Raw genomic sequence first — 18,913 nt, 5'->3', positions numbered from 1 at the left:
CCCGACCGGCTGCGCCGGATGATATCACGCGCCGAAAAGGCCGGTGCCGAAATCGCCGTCGACAATCTGCGTGTCATCAGGACTGACGGCACGCCGGCCGAAACCATGTTCGCCGAGGACGCGCTGGCGCAAATGCCGACGCTCACGCTTTCCGCCTTCATTCGCTCCAACGCCCTTTTTCAAACCACCCATAATTTCGGCTATCTGAAGCCGATCTTTCAGCGTGCCTTCATCGAAAGCCATGCGCTTCGCTTCGACGAGAGCCTGAAGATCGGCGAGGACTATCTCTATCTCGCCAGCGCCATGGCGCTCGGCGGACGTTGCGTTTTCGAACCGCTTGCCGGTTACGACTACAATATCCGCGAAGGATCGATCTCCCGCGTTCTTTCGCTTCACCACATCGACGCCATGATCGAAGGGGATAAGACCTTCCTTCGCAATCACACGCTGGATGCGGAAGCAGCCGCCGCCCAGGATTTCAGGGCAAAAAGCCTGCTTCGGGGAAGAGCCTTCCTCGTTCTCGTCCAGAATATCAAAGACCGGTCGATCCTCGGAACGATCAGGACAGCCTGGGGCACCCCATCCGCTGTCGGGCATCTCAGCATGCCCATCGCAGCACGGGCCAACCGCGTTATCGCGTCGCTCCGCAAACTGATTGGCCCGCAGGCCGACCTCACAGCCATCGATGGCACGACCCGTTCCCGCAAAGGATAGAGCCATGAACCAACGGAACCTCACCTTGCACAGCTCTCTGCCAAAAGCGCCCGACGACTCCGATTCCTTCATCGACATCGATCGCCTGATCGCGATCCTGATGCGCCGCGTCGGCTCGATCGCGCTCTGCGTCGGGGTGACAGTGACGCTGGCGGTGATCTATCTGCTGTTCTCCACGTCGCAATATACGTCGATGACGCAGATCCTGCTCGATGACAGCATGACCAAGTATGCGCAAGACGCCACGCCGGTGGCCAACTCCCAGCAGGTCGACATGCAGATTGCCAGCGCGGTCGAAATCCTGAAGTCCAATCAGCTCGCTCTGCGCGTCGTCGATGCCGAGAACCTGCAGGACAACGCCACCATCCTCGATCCCCCCGCCTCCCCTGTTGGCCTGATCAAGTCGGGCGTCAAGCTGCTCGCCAGCGCCGTCCTTCCCGGCCGTCCTCCGGTTTCCGAAGACGACGCCCGCGCCGGCCGCCGCCAGAAAGCCGCCGCCCTCATTCAGGAAGCCGTCGCTGTCTCGCGCGTCAACCGAAGCGCGGTTCTCGCCGTTTCGTTCCGCTCGACCGACAAGCTGCTCGCCGCCCGTATCACCAAGGCCTACGCCACCGCCTATCTGAGCGACCAGCTGAACGCCAACTTCGACGCCACCGAAAGCGCCTCCGTCTGGCTGCAGCAGCGCCTGACCGACCTGCGCGAACGTTCGCAGCAGGCAGCGCTCGAGGCCGCCAATTTCAAGGCGAAGAATGGCCTGACCTCAGCCAATGGCGAGCTCATGTCCGAGCAGCAGCTGGCCGACCTCACCAAGCAGCTGATCGTCGCCCAGTCGGACGCCGCCAGCACCTCGGCACGCTACAACCAGTTCAAGCAGATCATCGATCTCGGCCCCGAGGGCGCGGTCAACAACGCCGCCATCTCGTCCGGCCAGGCCAACAATTCCGTCATCCAGGATCTGCGCACGCGCTACATCAATGTCAGCAAGCGCGAGCAGGAAGTCACGACGAATTTCGGCGCCGATCATCCGCAGGCGGTCGCACTCCGCTCGGAAAAGGAAGATCTGACCCGCCAGATCTTCCAGGAACTGCAACAGCTCGCTTCGAACGCCCGCAACGAATTCGAAGTTGCCCGCTCGCGCGAAGCGTCGCTCCGCCAGAACATCGATCACCTGACCGGCAAGAACTCCGAAGCCGACAAGTCCATCGTTCAGCTGAACGACCTGGAACAGCGCGCATCTGCACTGAAGACGCTCTACGAATCCTACCTCGGCAAGTATGAAGAGGCCTCGCAGCAGCAGTCCTTCCCGATCGCCAAGGCACGCGTGATCTCCGAAGCCGGCATCCCGGTCTCGCCGTCCAGCCCGAAGCGGACGATGACGCTTGGTCTCGCAATCGTTCTCGGCCTCATGGCCGGCGGCGGCCTGGTCGTGTTCCAGGAGTTCCGCGAACGCTTCTTCCGTGTCGAGGGCGATGTCCGCACCATTCTCGGCCTGAAGTTCCTCGGCTACCTGCCGCTGGTCGGCAAGCCGCCTCGCGAACGCAAGATCTTCCGAAACCCGAGCCAACTCGCCCCTGAGCCCGGCGATCCTGTCGGTGACGACGGCGCGACCTTCGAACGCATCATGCGTGTCGTGCTGGAAGCGCCACGATCGGTCTTCGCCGAAACGCTCCGCAACGCCAAGCTCGCCAGCGACGTCATGTTCCAGGGTCGCTCCGACCGCGTCATCGGCGTCGTCTCGGCGATGCCGGGCGAAGGCAAGTCGACGACGGCCGCCAACTTCGCGGCACTGCTCGCCTCAAGCGGCAAGCGCACGCTCCTCATCGACGCCGACCTTCGCAACCCGGGCCTCACCCGCATGCTGAAGACGCCGCCGCAGCATGGCCTCGTCGAAGCCGTTCTGGGTGAAATCCCGTGGGCCGGCGCCGTGAAGGTCGATCCGACCACCAAGCTCGCGATCCTGCCCGTCATCTCCAATGACAACCTGATGCACACCAGCGAACTGCTGGCCTCGCAGGGCATGTTCAACCTGATGGAAGCCGCCCGCAAGATGTTCGACTATATCGTGGTCGACCTTGCGCCGCTCGGCCCGGTCATCGACGCCAAGGCCTTCGCGCCGCAGGTCGACGGCTTCCTCTTCGTCACCGAATGGGGTGCGACGCCCACCAATCTGGTGCGCGATGTCCTGAACGCCGAGCCGCAGATCAAGTCGAAGATCCTTGGTGTGATCCTCAACAAGACCGACATGGCCGAACTCGGCAAGTTCACCAACTTCGGCGGCACCGAGCGTTACCGCCACAAGTACACGAGCTACTACACCGAAGAGACGCCGAAGATGCGGGAAACCGCGGAAGCGGATGCCTGATTAGGTAGAGAACAGGCGCACCTCGCCCTGCCACAACCGCGCGACAGTCAACCTGTCGCTGCGGTAGGCGCCGGTGTCGAGGTTGAGCCGCATCTCCTGCACGTCGGGCTGATCGACCGGCGTGTGTCCGTGCACGATGAGCTTCGGCAGCGGCAGATCGCTCTCGAAGAAGCGGTGGCGGATGAAGACCAGATCGTCATCCTGCTGGTTTTCGATCGACCGCGCCGGATCGATGCCGGCATGCACGAAAAGCACCGCCGGCGTGTCGATCATGATCGGCAGCGCGCGCAGGAACTCGATATGCGCCTTCGGCAAAGAATCGCGGATGAAGGCATCCCGCTTCGACGCCGTGCGAAACAGCACCGGCATCTGCTTGATATCGATGCCGTAGGAATGCAGCAGCGCATCCGCACCGGTCATCATCCAGCTGTCGTAGGACATCTTGCCGTCGAGATAGTCGAGCATCATCATTTCATGATTGCCCGTCAGGCTGATGCGATCGAAATCCTCAGGCACCGGCTGCATCAGGTGCGAGATGACCTGCGCCGAGGCCGGCCCGCGGTCGATATAATCGCCGAGCGTGATGATGAGCTTGCGCCCGGGCAGGCGCGCGGCATCCTCGAAGATCGCCTGCTCGGCCTGTCGCAAAAGATCGAGCCTGCCGTGAATGTCCCCAATCGCGTAGATCGGCATATCGCCGGGATCGAGCTGGAGCCGTGTGCGAGGGTTCGACGGCATATGGTACCTCATGCTGCATTATGTCATGGGTCGCGATGGCAGCGCCTTTCATCAGGCAGCGGCAAACACGACCCAAGACAGCGCCCACGCGGGCAATGAAATGTCAGTAACACTCTTATTTCTTAAAAAACACGCGCTATCTTCGCGCAGCCACCCCGCGAAGACCATCCCCTCACCATATAGTGAGTATCCTATGAATCGAGAGCACGGTCATGGGACAGGTCACATGACCTAAATCAACGGGAATTGGGATGCGGTACGAAACGCGGTCGGTCAGGCGACCGACATCGGCACCGTCTCGTCGCTCTCGGTCCATTTGTTGTTGTTGCCGGATGCGACGAACTGCTCGAGCGTCATGTTGTCGAGGATATCGGCGATCGCGTCGCGCACATCGGTCATCGACCGGCGCACCTGACAGGTCTCCGGATCGGAACAGTCGTCGCAGGCTTCGAACGCGGTGCGGCTTGCGCAGCGGATCGGCGCCAGCGGGCCATCGAGCGTGCGGATCACATGGCCGATGCGGATCTCCGACGCCGGCCGCGACAGCGAGTAGCCACCGCCGGGCCCCTTCTTCGAGCGAAGGATACCGACATTGCGCAGTTCGAGGAGGATAGTGTCGAGGAATTTCTTCGGAATATTGTTGCGTGCCGCCACATCGTTGATGAACGCGGTTTCGCCCGGTGCGAGCCGTGCGAGATCAACCAATGCCTTCAGGCCGTATTTTCCTTTTTTCGTCAGCATTCCGACTACCTTACGCTCCTCACGTGATCTCCTATCCGGCAGGCAATAGCGCTGAATCCGCGAAGAGACAACAAATGACATCGTTTATAGAGTATATATGGCGAAGTGTTGCCCTATGGCCCCTCGGAAGACGGCTTATTTGCAGCTGGAGGTGACGTCGCGGCGCCAGGATCAGGTCCATCGCTCTTGAAAACGGCAAAAGCGAGCGCAATCATCACCACGACAAAGACCGCCGCACCGATAAGTGCCCAAGCCGAAAGCCTGCGGCCTTCGCTGAGCATGCGCTCTTCCCTGTCATCCAGACGACCCGGCCGTTCGTTAGCCTGATCCGCCGAGCCTTGATCTGTCCGGCGTTGATCCGTCAAGCGATCGTCATGATCTGCCATATCGCATCTCCAGCAGGTTCCGCCGGTCGTCAGATCAACGGATCACGACCCTGCGCGATACTCCGGTTGAGCTCCTCGGCGATATCGCGCGCGTCATCCCTGGAGAGCCCGACCAGGTCGCGTCCGTTGCTTGCCGCCGGCAGCGCGGTCATCGTATCCACGACCGTCCACCGCCCCGAGGGCTCGCGGCGAATCTCGTAACGCAACGGTTCGTCAGGACCATCACACTCCACGAGCATCTACCTCCGTAAGCTATGCTCTCTTATGTGTGCCACCGGCACGCTTCGGCAAGGATGCCGCCGCCAACTCCGTCAGTTCGCGACATCGGGAACGTTGGCCTTCAGCTCCTTGATCCAGATCCGCGCATTGCCATCCGACGGCGCGCGCCAGTCGCCGCGCGGCGAAAGCGAACCGCCCGACGTGACCTTCGGCCCGTTCGGCGAGGCCGAGCGCTTGAACTGGCTGATGGTGAAGAAGCGGAACAGGAAGGTTTCCATCCACTTCTTGATGACAGGAAGATCGAAGGCGCGGCGCTTGTCCTCGGGGAAATGCGGCGGCCAGACACCGGCGTCGACATCCTTCCACGCAGAGTAAGCGAGGAAAGCCACCTTCGAAGGACGCAGCCCGAAACGGGTGGTGTAGAACAGCGCGAAGTCGTGCAGATCGTAGGGACCGATCTTGTCTTCGGTGCTCTGCATCACGCCGTTTTCATCGGCGGGAACGAGCTCCGGCGAGATCAGCGTGCCCAGAATGCGCTCCAGCGTCGCCTTGGCGTCGGCGTCGAAATCGCCGGTGCGGATCACCCAGCGGATAAGATGCTGGATCAGCGTCTTCGGCACGGAGGCATTGACATTATAATGGCTCATCTGGTCGCCGACCCCATAGGTCGACCACCCCAAACCGATTTCCGACAGGTCGCCTGTACCAAGCACCAGCGCATTGCGCTGGTTGGCGGCGCGGAACAGGAAGTCGGTGCGCAGGCCCGCCTGCACGTTCTCGAAGGTCACGTCATAGACCGGCTGCCCGCCGGAAAACGGATGCTTGAGGTCCCGCAGCAGCTGCAGCGCCAGCGGCTTGATGTCGATCTCTTCCGCCGTCACCCCGATGCTGCGCATCAGCGCCCAGGCATTCGACTTCGTTTCGTCGCCGGTGGCAAAGCCCGGCATGGTGAAGCACAAAATGTCGGAACGCGGCCAGCCGAGCTTGTCGTATGCCCGCGCGGCCACTAGCAGCGCATGCGTGGAATCAAGCCCGCCCGAGATGCCCAGGCAAAGCCGCTTGATCCCCGTCGAGCGCAGACGCTTCATCAAGCCCTGCACCTGAATGTTGAAGGTCTCGTAGCAATCCTGATCCAGGCGGCTCTCGTCAGCAGGCACGAACGGGAAGCGCGCGACATCACGCTCGAGCCCGATATCGCCCTGCGGTGCCTGGAACTGGAAACCAATGCGCCGGAATGCGCGATCCGGCGTCAGGTTGAGCGTCGCGGCATCGTTGAAGGTTCCGGTGCGCAAGCGCTCCAGCCGCAGCCGCTCGACATCGATATCGGCAACGCACATCTGCGACGTCATCGGGAAACGCTCGGTCTCCGACAGCATCGAGCCAAGCTCGTAGATGCAGGCCTGCCCGTCCCACGCCAGATCCGTCGTCGATTCCCCCGGCCCTGCGGCCGAATAGATGTAAGCCGAAAGGCTGCGCGACGATTGCGAGGCGCAGAGCAGCTTGCGGGTTTCCGCCTTGCCGACGGTGATGTTGCTGGCCGACAGGTTGGTCAGGATAAGCGCGCCGGCAAGCGCGCCGAAATCGCTTGGCGCGGCCGGCGCCCAGAGATCCTCGCAGATCTCGATATGGAAGGTGAAATCGGGCCGATCCTCGGCCGCGAAGATCATGTCGATACCAAAAGGCACGGTCTCGCCGGCGACCCGGATAGCCTGGCCGCGCACGGTGCGCCCGGACGCAAACCAGCGCTTCTCGTAGAATTCGCGATAATTGGGCAGATGCACCTTCGGCACGACGCCGAGGATGCGGCCGGCGTGAATGGCGACGGCGCAATTATAAAGCCGCCCCTCGTGCTGCAGCGGTGCCCCCACCAGTAAGACCGGGGTCAGTGCCGCGCTGGTAGCGACTATCTCGGCAATCGACGCATCCACCGCCTTCAGAAGCGCATCCTGTCCGAGGAGGTCATCGATGGAATAGCCCGATATGCCGAGCTCCGGAAACACCATCAGGCCGACGCCCTGCGCGTGGCCCTGCCGCGCCATATCCAGCGTCGCCTTCGAATTGAAATCAGGATCGCCAACCTCGCAGATCGGCGTGCAAGCCGCCACGCGGACAAATCCCTGATCATAGACCGAATAGAAATTCACGAATGCCTCCAGCAGCCAAGCGCTTCGCAAGGATCATTACATCCAAATGCGGCGGCGCAAAACCGCATCTCTTTGCAATGCTGCTTCATCAGAAGCTCATTCTTGCAAACTTCTGGAACGTGTCTCAACCGGAATTTTACCGTGGGTTGCACGTTCCGCCAATATATCGCGATCATCGGTGAAAAATTACAAAACTGTCATAAAACTATGAGGTCAGCGCCCTATAGCGGCCCCGCGCGCCCTTCGGTTTTTCCACCAACAGAGTTCTGAATGCCAAACCTCGCTCCCGTCCACGCTGGACTGCTCCGGGAAACTATGCCCGGTGAGCGGCGCGTGGCGTTGACGCCCGAGGATGTCGGCAGCCTATCGACACGCCTGACCATCAGCTTCGAACCCGGCTGCGGCACGGCCGCCGGCTACGCGGATGAGGCCTATATCGCAGCCGGTGCACAGCCTGCCAACCGCGAGACGATCGCGCGCGACTGCAATCTCTTCGTCAGCATCCGCAAGCCGCTGGACGCGCGCGGCTTCACCGGATCCTCGACCCTCATCTTCCTCGGCTCCCCGCTCGACACCAGCGACCCGGTGGCCCGCGGCCTCAGGCTCGACCTCGCCCGCCTCGAAGGCATCGCGGACGCCGGCAGCATGGACGTGGCGACGCGGCAGGCGACCATCTGCGGCCATGCCGCGGTTCTCGAAGGCGCCCGCCAACTTGGCATCGGCCACCCGATGCTTGTCATGGATGGCTCCCAGGCGCGCCCAATCAAGATGGCAGCCCTTGGCGCCGGCGCGGCCGCCCTCCAGGCGATCGCTACCGCCCGGCGTCTCGGCGCCCTCACCTATCTTTTCGGTTTCACCGAGGACGATCGCGAACGCGCCGAAGTGTTGGGCGCGAAATTCGTGTCGATGGATGCCGCGCTCGCGCGCCCCCGCGCTTCGACAGCCGACACTGCGGCCGCAACCAGCCGCAAGCAGCTGGCCGGCCAGCTCCGCGAAATGCAGTTGATCGTATCCAGCGCTGGCAGCGCGGCCGGCACCGCACCGATTCTGATCGACGACGCATCGCTTCCACTCCTGACGGCCGGCACCGTTATCATCGATCTCGAGGCCGCCGCCGGTGGCAACTGCGCGATGACCAAGATGGACGAAATCGTCGCCCATGACGGCATCAGAATTCTCGGAACAACTACTTTAGCGAGTGCGGAAGCGCCGCATTCCAGCCGCCTGTTCAGCGAAGGCCTCCGCAAGTTGCTGGAGCGCCTGACGACGCCGGACGGCCGTCTGCAACTTGACCTTAAAGACCCGTTGACCCGCCACCTGATTGGCGAGCGATTCGCTGGCGTGAGCGCCGCGTCATGACCGAAGGACAACTGTAACTCGGTCATATTATTGCACTGCAGCACGACAGGCGTGCATAAGCATTTCGCCATATATCATTGAGATGGCTCGATTTTTAAGATCGGGCCGCCGCAGCCCCTTGCCCGCCATCACAAAAGTTGCCTTTCTGCAACACCGCCTTTTTGCATCGCAAATATAACGAATTATGACTGTATCTGTAATTGATACATTTAAGCTGAAATGTAATTTGCCGGTCACGGGAACATCACGTCCCCGTGAGGGCTTGTTTAAAAATTGGGGTAGGTAGGAGCCGTTTTCGGCAGCAATAACCTGTGCCCAATCCTAAATAGATTGGACTCAACTATGACTATTCGTATGATGCTCATCAGCTCGGCAGCGGCTCTCGCCGCCGTATCTGGCGCTCAGGCTGCAGACGCTATCGTCGCTGCTGAACCGGAAGCTGTAGAATACGTTCGCGTTTGCGACGCTTACGGCACCGGCTACTTCTACATCCCGGGCACGGAAACCTGCCTCAAGGTTGGCGGTTACCTCCGCTTTGAAGTCTACGGCGGCCCGAACCAGAAGGGCACCTCGGACTGGAACGCTCGTACGCGCGCCCAGGTTCAGTTCACCGCTAAGAGCGACACCGAGTACGGTCCGCTCACCGGCGTTATCGTTCTCCGTAACAACGGCGACAACTCTTCGACGACCACGACGCTCGACTCCGCTTACATCGACATCGCTGGCCTGCGCGCTGGTCTGTTCTATGGTTGGTGGGACGATGGTCTCTCCGGCGAAACCGACGACATCGGCTCCTCCGTTACCCTGCGCAACTCCATTCGTTACCAGTACGAAACCAGCGACTTCTACGCTGGTATCGCAATCGACGAACTGGAAGACGGCTACTACAAGCCGGGCGAAACCGCCAACAACTTCGGCGTTGCCGCTGCTATCGGTGGTAAGGCTGGCGCCTTCACGTACCAGATCACCGGCGGTTACGACACCGACAACGAAGAAGGTGCAGTTCGCGCCATGGGTACCGTTGCAATCGGTCCTGGCACGCTCGGCCTCGCTGGCGTTTACTCGTCTGGCCCGAACTCCTACTACAACAAGTCCGAGTGGGCAGTGGCTGTCGAATACGCCATCAAGGCAACCGACAAGCTGAAGATCACCCCTGCATTCCAGTACTACGGTAACTACGGCATCACTGCCGGCCAGTTCCGTGACAACAACGACGCTTGGAAGGCCGGCCTCACGGTCGACTACCAGATCGTTGACAACCTCTACGTCAAGGCAACCGTGGACTACACGGACGCCGACAACGCAGACAGCATCACCAAGGGCTTCTTCCGCCTGCAGCGCGCATTCTAATAAACTTCGGGCGCCACTCTTCAATCACGCCGGATCCACTGATCCGGCGTGAGCGAGGAATGGCGCCCGAATCAGGTGTTTCTGATCAGATTGACCTCCGATCAGTTTACGGAAGGTGGTTCGGTTTCCCTGCTGAGCCACCTTTTGCTATTGGTTGAATGGATTATTCCGCGGCGTCACGCCGATCGGCCGCACGTGTGCCGGCAGCATCAAGCTTGTGCCGCTCGACATCGAGGCGACGCAGCTCCGCGACGCTATCCTCGACTGTCACCGCTCCCAGCATATCGACAACCGCCTGCTCCGCCCGGTCGCAGAGATATTCGGAGAGATCGCCGATATTCTCGCCCACCAGACCCGCATGCGGGATTTCGTGGCGCGTCGCCCAGAGCTTCCTGCTTCCCGTTACCGCCGCATAAATCTCGCTGAGCAGGATTTCCTTGCTCGGCCGCGCCAGCCTGATCCCGCCCTTGCTCCCCGCTGCCGAAACGAGAATGCCGCTCTCCGTCAGCGGCGGCAGCAGCTTGCGCACGAAGCTCGCATTCGTGTCGAGCCCCACCGCAAGCGATTGGCTCGTCGAGCGCACGTCGGCCTCGTCGTTGACGGCAACGCTGACAACGATCTGCATCGCCGTGGAAAAACGCGTATCGATCATGCTGATCTTCAGCCTTGGTTGAAGGCAACAGGTGGCGGGGACACGGATTGACTGAGCCACACGCTGCAGCGGTAGAGGAAGTGATATTTCCCCTGAAATTGCATTGTCAATGAAGCCCGGCCGGAATCACGCTTGTTTGATACCCGGCTACCACTCTTAGCTAAAGCCAGCCGATCCGCCTGAGCGCCCACAGCGTCGCGATCGACGTGATCGTCACGAAACCGACGATGACGATGAACGCCCAGGTATCGTTGACCCCGGGTATCCCGCCGACATTCATCCCGAACAGCCCGGCCACCACGCTCGGCGGCAGAAGCAGCGCTGCAAGAGCCGCCAGCCGGTTGGAATTGCGGGCGATGCGCTCGCTGATCACAGTCGACAAGTCGTCGTGCAGAATGCCTGTGCGGTCGCGGATGGCGTCGAGATATTCGATGAAGCGCATCAGCTTGTCGATCACTTCCCGCAGCCTCAGCTTGTCGCGTTCGAGCAGCCAGGGCGCGTCGTCGTGTTCGATGCGGTTCAGCGCATCGCGCTGCGGCGCCAGATAGCGACGCAGCTGCACGGAACGGCGGCGCAAGAGCTTCAGCCGCTCGCGCACCTCGCTCGCCTCGCCGTGAAAGATCATCTCGTCGAGCTCGTCGACCTCCTCGTCCATTCCGTCGAGAACCGGTTCGAGGTCGCGCACCAGCTTCTCCCCGATCAGCGCCAGGAGGTCGCCGCTGCGCTGCGGCCCCTTGCCCTTCTCCAGCGCCGCCCTGATATCGCGAAGCGCGGTGATATAGTGGCCGCTATCTCGAAGTGAGACGACTCGATTGCCATCGACCCACAGATGCAGCGGCACGAGATCGAGCCCGGAATGCGGCTCCTCGGCCTCATCGGGGGCGGTGGCGCAAACGCCGCGCAGGATGATCAGAAGCCCATCATCGACTGGCTCGACGCGCGGCCGCGTCTCTTCCTCCAGCAGCGCTTCGGCCACGAAGCTATCGAAACCGCCCTTGGCGTTCACCCATTCGGCGGCCGCCGGATGATCGCGCTCGAGGTGCAGCCAGATCACGCCATCGCCCGGCTTCCAGGCGCAGACATCGTCCATGTCGATCTGCCTGCAGCCGCCGCGCCCATCAAGCAGCAACGCGAAGCGTATCCCTGGTTCGACACCGTAGCTTGCCATCGGCGCACTCGCAGTCTTCATTGCCGGTCCTTGCCCGCCGGGGGTGACGGAAATAGAGCCAACTCTCTGAATATTAGGAGGGATTCTAACATGTCGCGGAAACGACGCAACATCAGCCTTGCCCGGTGGCGCGGGTCGGGTCCATAAGGCCACGAAAGCCCGCGCCGCCCGCGCCCGTCATCCACAAGCCACATGGCTCTGGTCGTGCAGTTTGATAATTATGTCGTAGACAGGCTCTACACGTCGCGTTTCTATCCCTAAAATCCGATCTCAATATTCAATCAGGGTCGCACTCAATGGCAGAGTTTCCTAAGCAGGCTAAGGTCGTCATCATCGGTCTCGGCGGCATCGTCGGCGCATCCATCGCCCATCACCTGATCGAGCGCGGATGGGACGACATCGTCGGCATCGACAAGTCGGGTATCCCGACCGATATCGGCTCGACCGCCCACGCCTCGGACTTCTGTTACACCACGTCGCACGACTATCTCTCGGTCTGGACCACCCAGTATTCGATCGATTTCTACGAGAAGATGGGCCACTACTCGCGCATCGGCGGCCTCGAAGTCGCCCGCACGGGCGACGACGCCTGGATGGAAGAGATCAAGCGCAAGCTGAGCTCCGCCAAGGCCTTCGGCACCCGGGCGCATTACGTCTCGCCAGCTGAGATCAAGGAAATGTTCCCGCTGATCGAGGAAGATCAGGTCCAGGGCGGCATGTTCGACCCTGACGCTGGCCTCGTCATCCCGCGCTCGCAGACCGTTGCCGGCAAGCTGGTCGATGCCGCCGAGAAATCCGGCAAGCTCAGGATGTTCGGCAACACGCCGGCCCAGTCGCTGATCGTTGAGGGCGGCCGCATCAAGGGCGTCGTCACCCATCGCGGCACCATCATGGCCGATCACGTCATCGTCTGCGCCGGCCTCTGGGGCCGCCTGATCGCCGAAATGGTCGGCGAGGACCTGCCAGTCATGCCGGTCGATCACCCCCTCACCTTCTTCGGCCCCTATAACGAGTTCGAAGGCACCGGCAAGGAAATCGGCTACCCGCTGCTGCGCGACCAGGGCAACTCCGCCTACATGCGCGACACCGGCGACCCGAAGACCACCGAAGGCGGCCAGATCGAGTGGGGCTATTACGAGACCACCAATCCGCGCATGTGCCACCCGCGCGAACTGCTCGAAAAGCACGAGGCGCGCCTGTCGCCCTCGCAGCGCGATCTCGAAATGGAACAGATCCTCGAGCCGCTCGAAAAGGCCATGGAGCTGACGCCGATCCTCGGCGAACTTGGCTATAACGAAGGCCACTCCTTCAACGGCCTGCTGCAGGTCTCCGCCGCCGGCGGCCCCTCCTGCGGCGAGAGCCAGAAGGTGCGCGGCCTCTGGTACTGCGTCGCCATCTGGGTCAAGGACGGCCCGGGCTACGGCAAGCTCATCGCCGACTGGATGACCGACGGCCGCACCGAGATCGACCACAACTCGATCGACTATGCCCGCTTCTACCCGCACCAGCTGACCGAGGACTTCATCGCCGGCCGCTGCTACGAAGCCGCGCAGAAAATCTACTTCCCAGCCGTCCACACCCGCGAACCCTACGCCTCGGGCCGCAACGCCAAGCGCTCGCCGTTCTACGAGCGCGAAAAGGAACTCGGCGGCTACTTCATGGAACTCGGCGGCTGGGAGCGTGCGCATGGCTACAAGGCCAACGAGCACCTGCTGGAGAAATACGCCGACCGCGTACCGGTGCGCGAAAACGAATGGGACAACCGCCACTTCTGGCGCGTCTCCAATGCCGAGCATCTGGCGATGAGCGAGGATTGCGGCATCGTCAACCTCAGCCACTTCCACATGGTCGACCTCGAAGGCCCCGATCATGTCGAGCTGCTCGAATGGCTCTGCGCCGCCAAGATCGGCGGCGATGCCAACATCGGCAAGGGCATCTACACCCACTTCCTCGACGACGAGGGCATGGTGCGCGCCGACTTCACCGTCATCCGCATGGCCGACCGCTGCCGCCTCATCAACGGCGCCGATGCCGGCCCGCGCGACTTCCACTACATGAAGCGCGTCGCGGAGGATCGCGGTCTCGACGTCACCATCACCGACGTCTCGGAAAAGTTCATCACGATCGGCATCTGGGGCCCGAACGCCCGCGACACACTGAAAAAGGTCGTGGCCGATCCGGCAGCGCTCGATCCCGAAAACTTCGCCTTCGCGGCCATCAAGCCGATCGAGATCGCGGGCAAGACGGTCACCGCCTTCCGCATCTCCTATGTCGGCGAACAGGGCTGGGAACTGCACATGAAGTACGAGGATGGCCTTGCCGTCTGGGATGCGCTCCGCGCCACCGGCGTCATGCCCTTCGGCGTAGAAACCTACGCCAACTCGCGCCGCATGGAAAAGTCGCTGCGCCTGCAGAACGGCGACCTGCTCACCCAGTACAACCTGCTGGAAGCCGACCTCGCCCGCCCGAAGGTCAAGGAAGCCGATTTCCGCGGCAAGGCCAAGCACCTGGAATACAAGGCTCGCGAACACCAGCCGGCGATGCTCTGCACCCTCGTCATGACCGAAAACACCGACAGCAAGGGCGTCAAGCGCTACCCCGTCGGCTCCATGCCGGTCATGGATCCTGAAACAGGCAAGTCACTGGTCGACAGTCTCGGCCGCATCTCCTACACGACCTCGGTCGCCTACGGCCCGACCGTCGGCAAGAACATCGCGCTCGCCTACCTGCCGCAGGAATACTGCCAGGTCGGCCGCAAGCTGAATGTCGAATATTTCGCCGAGACCTATCCGGTCGAAGTGGTCAGCGTCGGCTACAAGCCGATCTACGACCCCGACAACCTGAAGCCGCGCACCTGATTTCAGGCCGAACCTTGTAAGACAAAACAGCCCGCGGGATCTCTCCCGCGGGCTGTTTCATGTCCAGTCTCATGTAAAAAACCGGCAGCACTCTCGCGCTGCCGGCCTCTTGTCCTAGTGCTTCTCGCCACGAACGGCGGTCACGTCGGCAGCCGAAACCGCAGCGGCCTTGTTGTGCCAGCCGTCGCGCAGGAAGGTCGCGAGTGCGGCGACTTCCTCATCCGACAGGCGGTTTTCGTAACCCTGCATGCGCAGCTTCATCGGGCGATCCGGCGTCGACGGCAGTTCCGCGCCGTGCAGGATCACGCTGATCAGACCCTTGGGCGAATTGGCATCGACAAGCGAATTACCATCAAGCGCCGGGAAGGTCTCGCCGGCACCCTTGCCGCTCACCATGTGGCAGGCAGCGCAGTTGTCGAGATAGAGACGCGGGCCGAGCGGCATGTCGGGCTTGGCGTCCGAAAGCAGCGTTTCGGTTGCCGTCACCTCTGCCTTCTCAGGCTGTGCGGCCGAAGCCGAACCACCCGCGCCGCCGATCTTCTTCAGATAGGTGGCGATGGCAAGGTTGTCGTCGTGGCTCATGTACTGCAACGAGTCGCGAACGACGAGCATCATTTCGCCGGTTGCCGACGAGTGAGCGTTGCGAGCGGTCGACAGATAAGCCGCCAGCTGCTCGGTGCTCCACGTCTGCGGACCGCTTGCCGGGCCGCGAAGATCAGGGGCCGTGAAGCCGTCGATCTCGCCGCCGGAGAGGAAGGCCTTCGACGAATTGTCGATGCCGTCCTGCGCCATGAACAGGTTGCGCGGGCTGTGGCAGGCGGCACAGTGGCCGGCGCCTTCAACGAGATACTTGCCGCGGTTGAACTGCTCGTCCTCGCCCTGCTCCGGCTTGAAGCCGGCCGCGTGGCTGGCGGCCAGCCAGTTCCAGGCGCGCAGGCCAAAGCGCATGTTGAACGGGAAGGAAAGCTTGGTTTCCTCCACCTTGTTCGAGACAGGCTCGACCTCGTGCATGAAGTAGTCGTAGAGCGCCACGACATCTTCTTCCGAGAGCTTGCGGTAGTTCTCGTACGGCATGGCCGGATAGAGATGCGTACCGTTGGGCGTCACGCCGTCGTAGAGAGCAGCGCGGAAATCGGCGAGCGTCCAGTTGCCGATGCCGGTGTCCTTGTCGGGCGTGATGTTGGTGGTCCAGATCGTGCCCATCGGGCTCTGGATAGCGCGGCCGCCGGCGAAAGGCTTGCCGCCTTCGCTGGTGTGGCAGGCCATGCAGTCCGATGCGCGCATGACATATTCACCCTGCCCCTTGACCGGCTTGAAGTCGGCGGCAAGCTGGGTGACCGGGCCGGTACGCTGTACCGGCACGAAGATGAAGGCGACCAAGGCGATGACACCAAGTACGACCAGCGTTCCGATGATGCGGAGAAAGGTTTTCATCTCTGTTCTCCTTATGCCAGCGGCCGCGGGTTGGGCAGGTAATCCTTGCGGATGTGATGCGCCGCCCAGTAGGCCAGGCCGCCGACCATGCCGGTCGGGTTGTACTGCGTGTTCTGCGGGAAGACGTTGGCGCCCATAACGAAGACGTTATGGCAATCCCAGGACTGCAGGTAACGATTGAGAACCGAGGTCTTCGGATCGTCGCCGGTCACCGTGCCGCCCGTGTTGTGGGTGGTCTGGTAAGGACGGACGTCGAACATCGCGCCTTCCTTCTTGAAACCTTCCTGCATCGTGGTCGGGTTCATCGACTTGGCGATCGGTTCCATCTTCGACTTCATGAACTGCGTCTGGCGGATTTCGTTTTCGTGCCAGTTATAGGTCATGCGCAGCATCGGACGGCCGTGACGGTCCTTGTAGGTCGGGTCGAGGTCGAGATAGTGACCGCGATAGGACATGACGGAGCCGTGGGCGCCGATGTTCATTGCATGGCCATACCACTCGCCGATGCCCTTCTTCCAACCAGCACCCCAGCTCGGCGTGCCTGCCGGCAGCGGCATGGTGTGGCCCGGCTGACCATTGGTCTGGCCGGCACGCCAGTAGGCGCCGCCCACAAAACCTTCCTTGGCGAAGTCGATATTGTCGATGCCGAAGTCGTCGATGCAGAAGCCGTTGGCGCCGGTACCGATGAACGGGTTGAATTCCTCGTCCTTGAAGAACAGCGTGTAGCCACCGGTGATCTGGTAGGCATAGTTACGGCCGACGACACCTTCATTGGTGTTCGGGTCGTAAGGCTGGCCGATGCCGGAGACGAGCATCAGGTGGACGTTGTTCAGTGCAAATGCGGTCAGGATGACGAGGTCGGCCGGCTGGAAGACCTCTTCGCCGGTCTTGTGGTCGAAATAGGTGACGCCGGTCGCGGTCTTGCCGTCTTCGGCCTTTTCGACGCGCAGCACTTCCGAATTGACGCGGTATTCGAAGTTCTTCTTGCGCTTGAGCGCGTCGATGATCGCCGTCTGCGGCGAGGACTTCGAATAGTTGTAGCAGCCGTAGCGCTCGCAGAAACCGCAATGGTTACACGGGCCCATCTGCATGTTGTATTCGTTGACGTAGTCCTTGGAGGCAATGCCGCCAGGGCTCGGGAACGGGTGATAGCCCGCGGCCTTCGCCGCATCGCGGAACTTCACGCCATCCCAGGTCGACGGCATGGCCGGCATCGGATAGTCGTTGGACCGCGGTGCCTCGAACGGGTTGCCACCCTCGACGATCTTGCCGTTGACGTTGCCGGCCTGGCCGGAAATGCCCGCAACCTTCTCGAAGCGATCGAAATGCGGCTCGAGCTCTTCATAGGTCATCGGATAGTCCTGGATCGTCATGTCCTCGGTCATGACGCCGGCGCCGAACTTCTCGGTCACGTAGGACTTCAGGCGGTATTCCGACTGCATCGGACGCCAGTTGAGACCGTTCCAGTGGGTGCCAGCGCCGCCGACGCCGGTGCCGAGCAGGAAGGTGCCGAGGCTGCGGTAAGGCAGCGCGGTCTCATCCAGCGAACGACGGATGGTGACCGTCGTGTTCGCCGGCTTTTCCATCATGCCGTAACGGATGCCGTATTTCAGCTCGTCGATCATGTTCGGGTACTGGAAGTCCGGAACGGTCGCCTGATCGTGACCGCGCTCCAGCGCCAGGACTTCGAGACCTTCATTGGCAAGCTCGATGCCCATGATCGCGCCCGTCCAGCCGAAGCCGACGAGAACGACGTCTTTTTTCTTTTCTGTGCGTGCCATGATCGTTAGCCCCTTTCGCCGGAGATCGAGACGGGGCCAAGCGGATACTTGACGTTATGCTTTCCGACCCACTCCTTGTAGGAGCCGCGCGCGCCCGGGAAGCCGATATACTTCCAGGCAGCCATGCCATGGTTGCCGCCATACATCGGGTCGGAGAAGTAGCCCTCCTTGGTGTTGGCGAGCAGGATCGAGAAGAACTCGCGCAATTCAGGCTTGATCTTCATCTCGTCCTTCTGGAGCGAGGTGAGCGCCTTGTCCTGCGTTGCCGCGTCAAGCTCGGCGAAGATCTTGCCGTGGGTGGTCTTGCACCATTCGTCGAACAGCGGGATCGCCTGCTGGTAAATCTGCAGCGGGTTGAGCGGGGTCTGCCAGCCGCGCAGCGGGCTCGCCGCCGGCTCATATGGGCCGACCATGTACCAGTCGGACGCCTTGCCGTAATCGCCGGCGAGCTGCTTGTCGATGAAAACGGGAACGCGCGTCTCGATCGCGCCGGGGCCATCGCCCTCCGACGGAATCAGTCTGGCGACCGCAGCCATGACGAAGGCCCACTCCGTGGGCTGAAGACAGTCCGGCTTGTATTCGGTGAGCGCGACGGGTTCGGGTTTCTGTTCGGCTTTCGCTCCAACGGCGATACCGGCAATAGCCGCAGTCGCCGCGGAAGCTTTCAGGAAGCTTCTGCGGGACGGCAGGCCCGGGAGGTCTCTCATGATTGGCTCCTTTGTGGCTGTGGGAGGCAGCCACCGAGTGTTGCTGAAGCGTCAATTCAGCGCAGGGCAATTTGACGCTAGCGCCGTACGCCCGCTTGCGTCAGGTGACAAGCACCCGGAAGTGAAAACTGGTTCCATTTTAGATGAAAGCGAGAACTATTTTGCACATGTGCAAACTTTCGCGCGATATTTCGCGCGTAAAATTCGACATTTCTGGAATTTTCTACTCAGGTATAATGAGATGACGAGGCGCGGCTGAACGCAAAACGCCCGCTCGAAACCGAGCGGGCGCTTGCTGTT

General features: G+C 61.7%; 16 protein-coding genes. 6 read left to right on the top strand and 10 right to left on the bottom strand.

The annotated features are described in order from the left end of the window. Both B3605_RS12245 and B3605_RS12240 read left to right on the top strand, forming a co-directional pair. Positions 1–714, top strand: a 714-nt coding sequence (locus tag B3605_RS12245) for a glycosyl transferase (RefSeq protein WP_296434062.1), incomplete at its 5' end; no start/stop codon positions are given. A gap of 4 nt (positions 715–718) precedes the next feature. Beyond that, positions 719–3,076, top strand: a complete 2,358-nt coding sequence (locus tag B3605_RS12240; protein WP_112945309.1) for a polysaccharide biosynthesis tyrosine autokinase — start codon at positions 719–721, stop codon at positions 3,074–3,076. Here B3605_RS12240 and B3605_RS12235 read toward each other — a convergent pair whose 3' ends face one another. From B3605_RS12235 to B3605_RS12215, 5 genes are all read right to left on the bottom strand, one after another. Beyond that, entirely contained in the window at positions 3,077–3,814 is a 738-nt protein-coding gene (locus tag B3605_RS12235; protein WP_112945308.1) for a metallophosphoesterase, read from the bottom strand. A gap of 273 nt (positions 3,815–4,087) precedes the next feature. Further along, positions 4,088–4,555, bottom strand: a complete 468-nt coding sequence (locus B3605_RS12230) for an RrF2 family transcriptional regulator (RefSeq protein WP_111564083.1) — start codon at positions 4,553–4,555, stop codon at positions 4,088–4,090. Positions 4,556–4,668: 113 nt separating this feature from the next. After that, positions 4,669–4,941 (bottom strand): hypothetical protein, encoded by a 273-nt coding sequence (locus tag B3605_RS12225; protein WP_112945307.1) that lies wholly within the window; start codon positions 4,939–4,941, stop codon positions 4,669–4,671. 29 nt (positions 4,942–4,970) lie between these two features. Beyond that, entirely contained in the window at positions 4,971–5,102 is a 132-nt protein-coding gene (locus B3605_RS12220; RefSeq protein ID WP_296434058.1) for a hypothetical protein, read from the bottom strand. A 150-nt stretch (positions 5,103–5,252) separates the two neighbouring features. Then, entirely contained in the window at positions 5,253–7,304 is a 2,052-nt protein-coding gene (locus B3605_RS12215) for an NAD(+) synthase (protein ID WP_112945406.1), read from the bottom strand. A gap of 270 nt (positions 7,305–7,574) precedes the next feature. Between B3605_RS12215 and B3605_RS12210 the strand changes: the two genes are divergently transcribed. Both B3605_RS12210 and B3605_RS12205 read left to right on the top strand, forming a co-directional pair. After that, entirely contained in the window at positions 7,575–8,663 is a 1,089-nt protein-coding gene (locus B3605_RS12210) for an NAD/NADP transhydrogenase subunit alpha (protein WP_112945305.1), read from the top strand. A 342-nt stretch (positions 8,664–9,005) separates the two neighbouring features. Continuing rightward, entirely contained in the window at positions 9,006–10,013 is a 1,008-nt protein-coding gene (locus tag B3605_RS12205) for a porin (protein WP_111564079.1), read from the top strand. Between the two features lie 163 nt (positions 10,014–10,176). Here the strand turns inward: B3605_RS12205 and B3605_RS12200 are convergent, their stop codons facing one another. Both B3605_RS12200 and B3605_RS12195 read right to left on the bottom strand, forming a co-directional pair. Next, positions 10,177–10,665, bottom strand: a complete 489-nt coding sequence (locus tag B3605_RS12200; protein ID WP_112945304.1) for an RrF2 family transcriptional regulator — start codon at positions 10,663–10,665, stop codon at positions 10,177–10,179. Positions 10,666–10,825: 160 nt separating this feature from the next. Then, positions 10,826–11,854 (bottom strand): CorA family divalent cation transporter, encoded by a 1,029-nt coding sequence (locus B3605_RS12195; protein ID WP_026282729.1) that lies wholly within the window; start codon positions 11,852–11,854, stop codon positions 10,826–10,828. Between the two features lie 275 nt (positions 11,855–12,129). On the opposite strand from B3605_RS12195, the gene B3605_RS12190 reads away from it, so the two are divergent. Further along, a complete protein-coding gene (locus tag B3605_RS12190) occupies positions 12,130–14,691 on the top strand; it encodes a GcvT family protein (RefSeq protein ID WP_112945303.1) in 2,562 nt (853 codons plus the stop codon). 114 nt (positions 14,692–14,805) lie between these two features. Here the strand turns inward: B3605_RS12190 and B3605_RS12185 are convergent, their stop codons facing one another. Genes B3605_RS12185 through B3605_RS12175 form a run of 3 tightly spaced genes read right to left on the bottom strand, consistent with a single transcriptional unit; the run spans position 14,806 to position 18,613 of the window. After that, complete coding sequence (locus B3605_RS12185; protein ID WP_112945302.1) at positions 14,806–16,125, bottom strand: cytochrome c; 1,320 nt, start codon at positions 16,123–16,125, stop codon at positions 14,806–14,808. A gap of 11 nt (positions 16,126–16,136) precedes the next feature. Continuing rightward, entirely contained in the window at positions 16,137–17,906 is a 1,770-nt protein-coding gene (locus B3605_RS12180; RefSeq protein ID WP_112945301.1) for a GMC family oxidoreductase, read from the bottom strand. 5 nt (positions 17,907–17,911) lie between these two features. Beyond that, complete coding sequence (locus B3605_RS12175) at positions 17,912–18,613, bottom strand: gluconate 2-dehydrogenase subunit 3 family protein (protein ID WP_112945300.1); 702 nt, start codon at positions 18,611–18,613, stop codon at positions 17,912–17,914. On the opposite strand from B3605_RS12175, the gene B3605_RS12170 reads away from it, so the two are divergent. Then, positions 18,612–18,872 carry a hypothetical protein gene (locus B3605_RS12170; protein WP_112945299.1) on the top strand — a complete coding sequence of 87 codons (261 nt, stop codon included), beginning with the start codon at positions 18,612–18,614 and terminating at the stop codon, positions 18,870–18,872. The two genes, B3605_RS12175 and B3605_RS12170, sit on opposite strands and share 2 nt — an antisense overlap. Positions 18,873–18,913: the final 41 nt, after the last annotated feature.

The sequence above is a fragment of the Rhizobium sp. UBA1881 genome (assembly GCF_002338015.1).
GTDB lineage: Bacteria > Pseudomonadota > Alphaproteobacteria > Rhizobiales > Rhizobiaceae > Rhizobium.
This window is presented reverse-complemented; position numbering and strand designations above follow the sequence as displayed.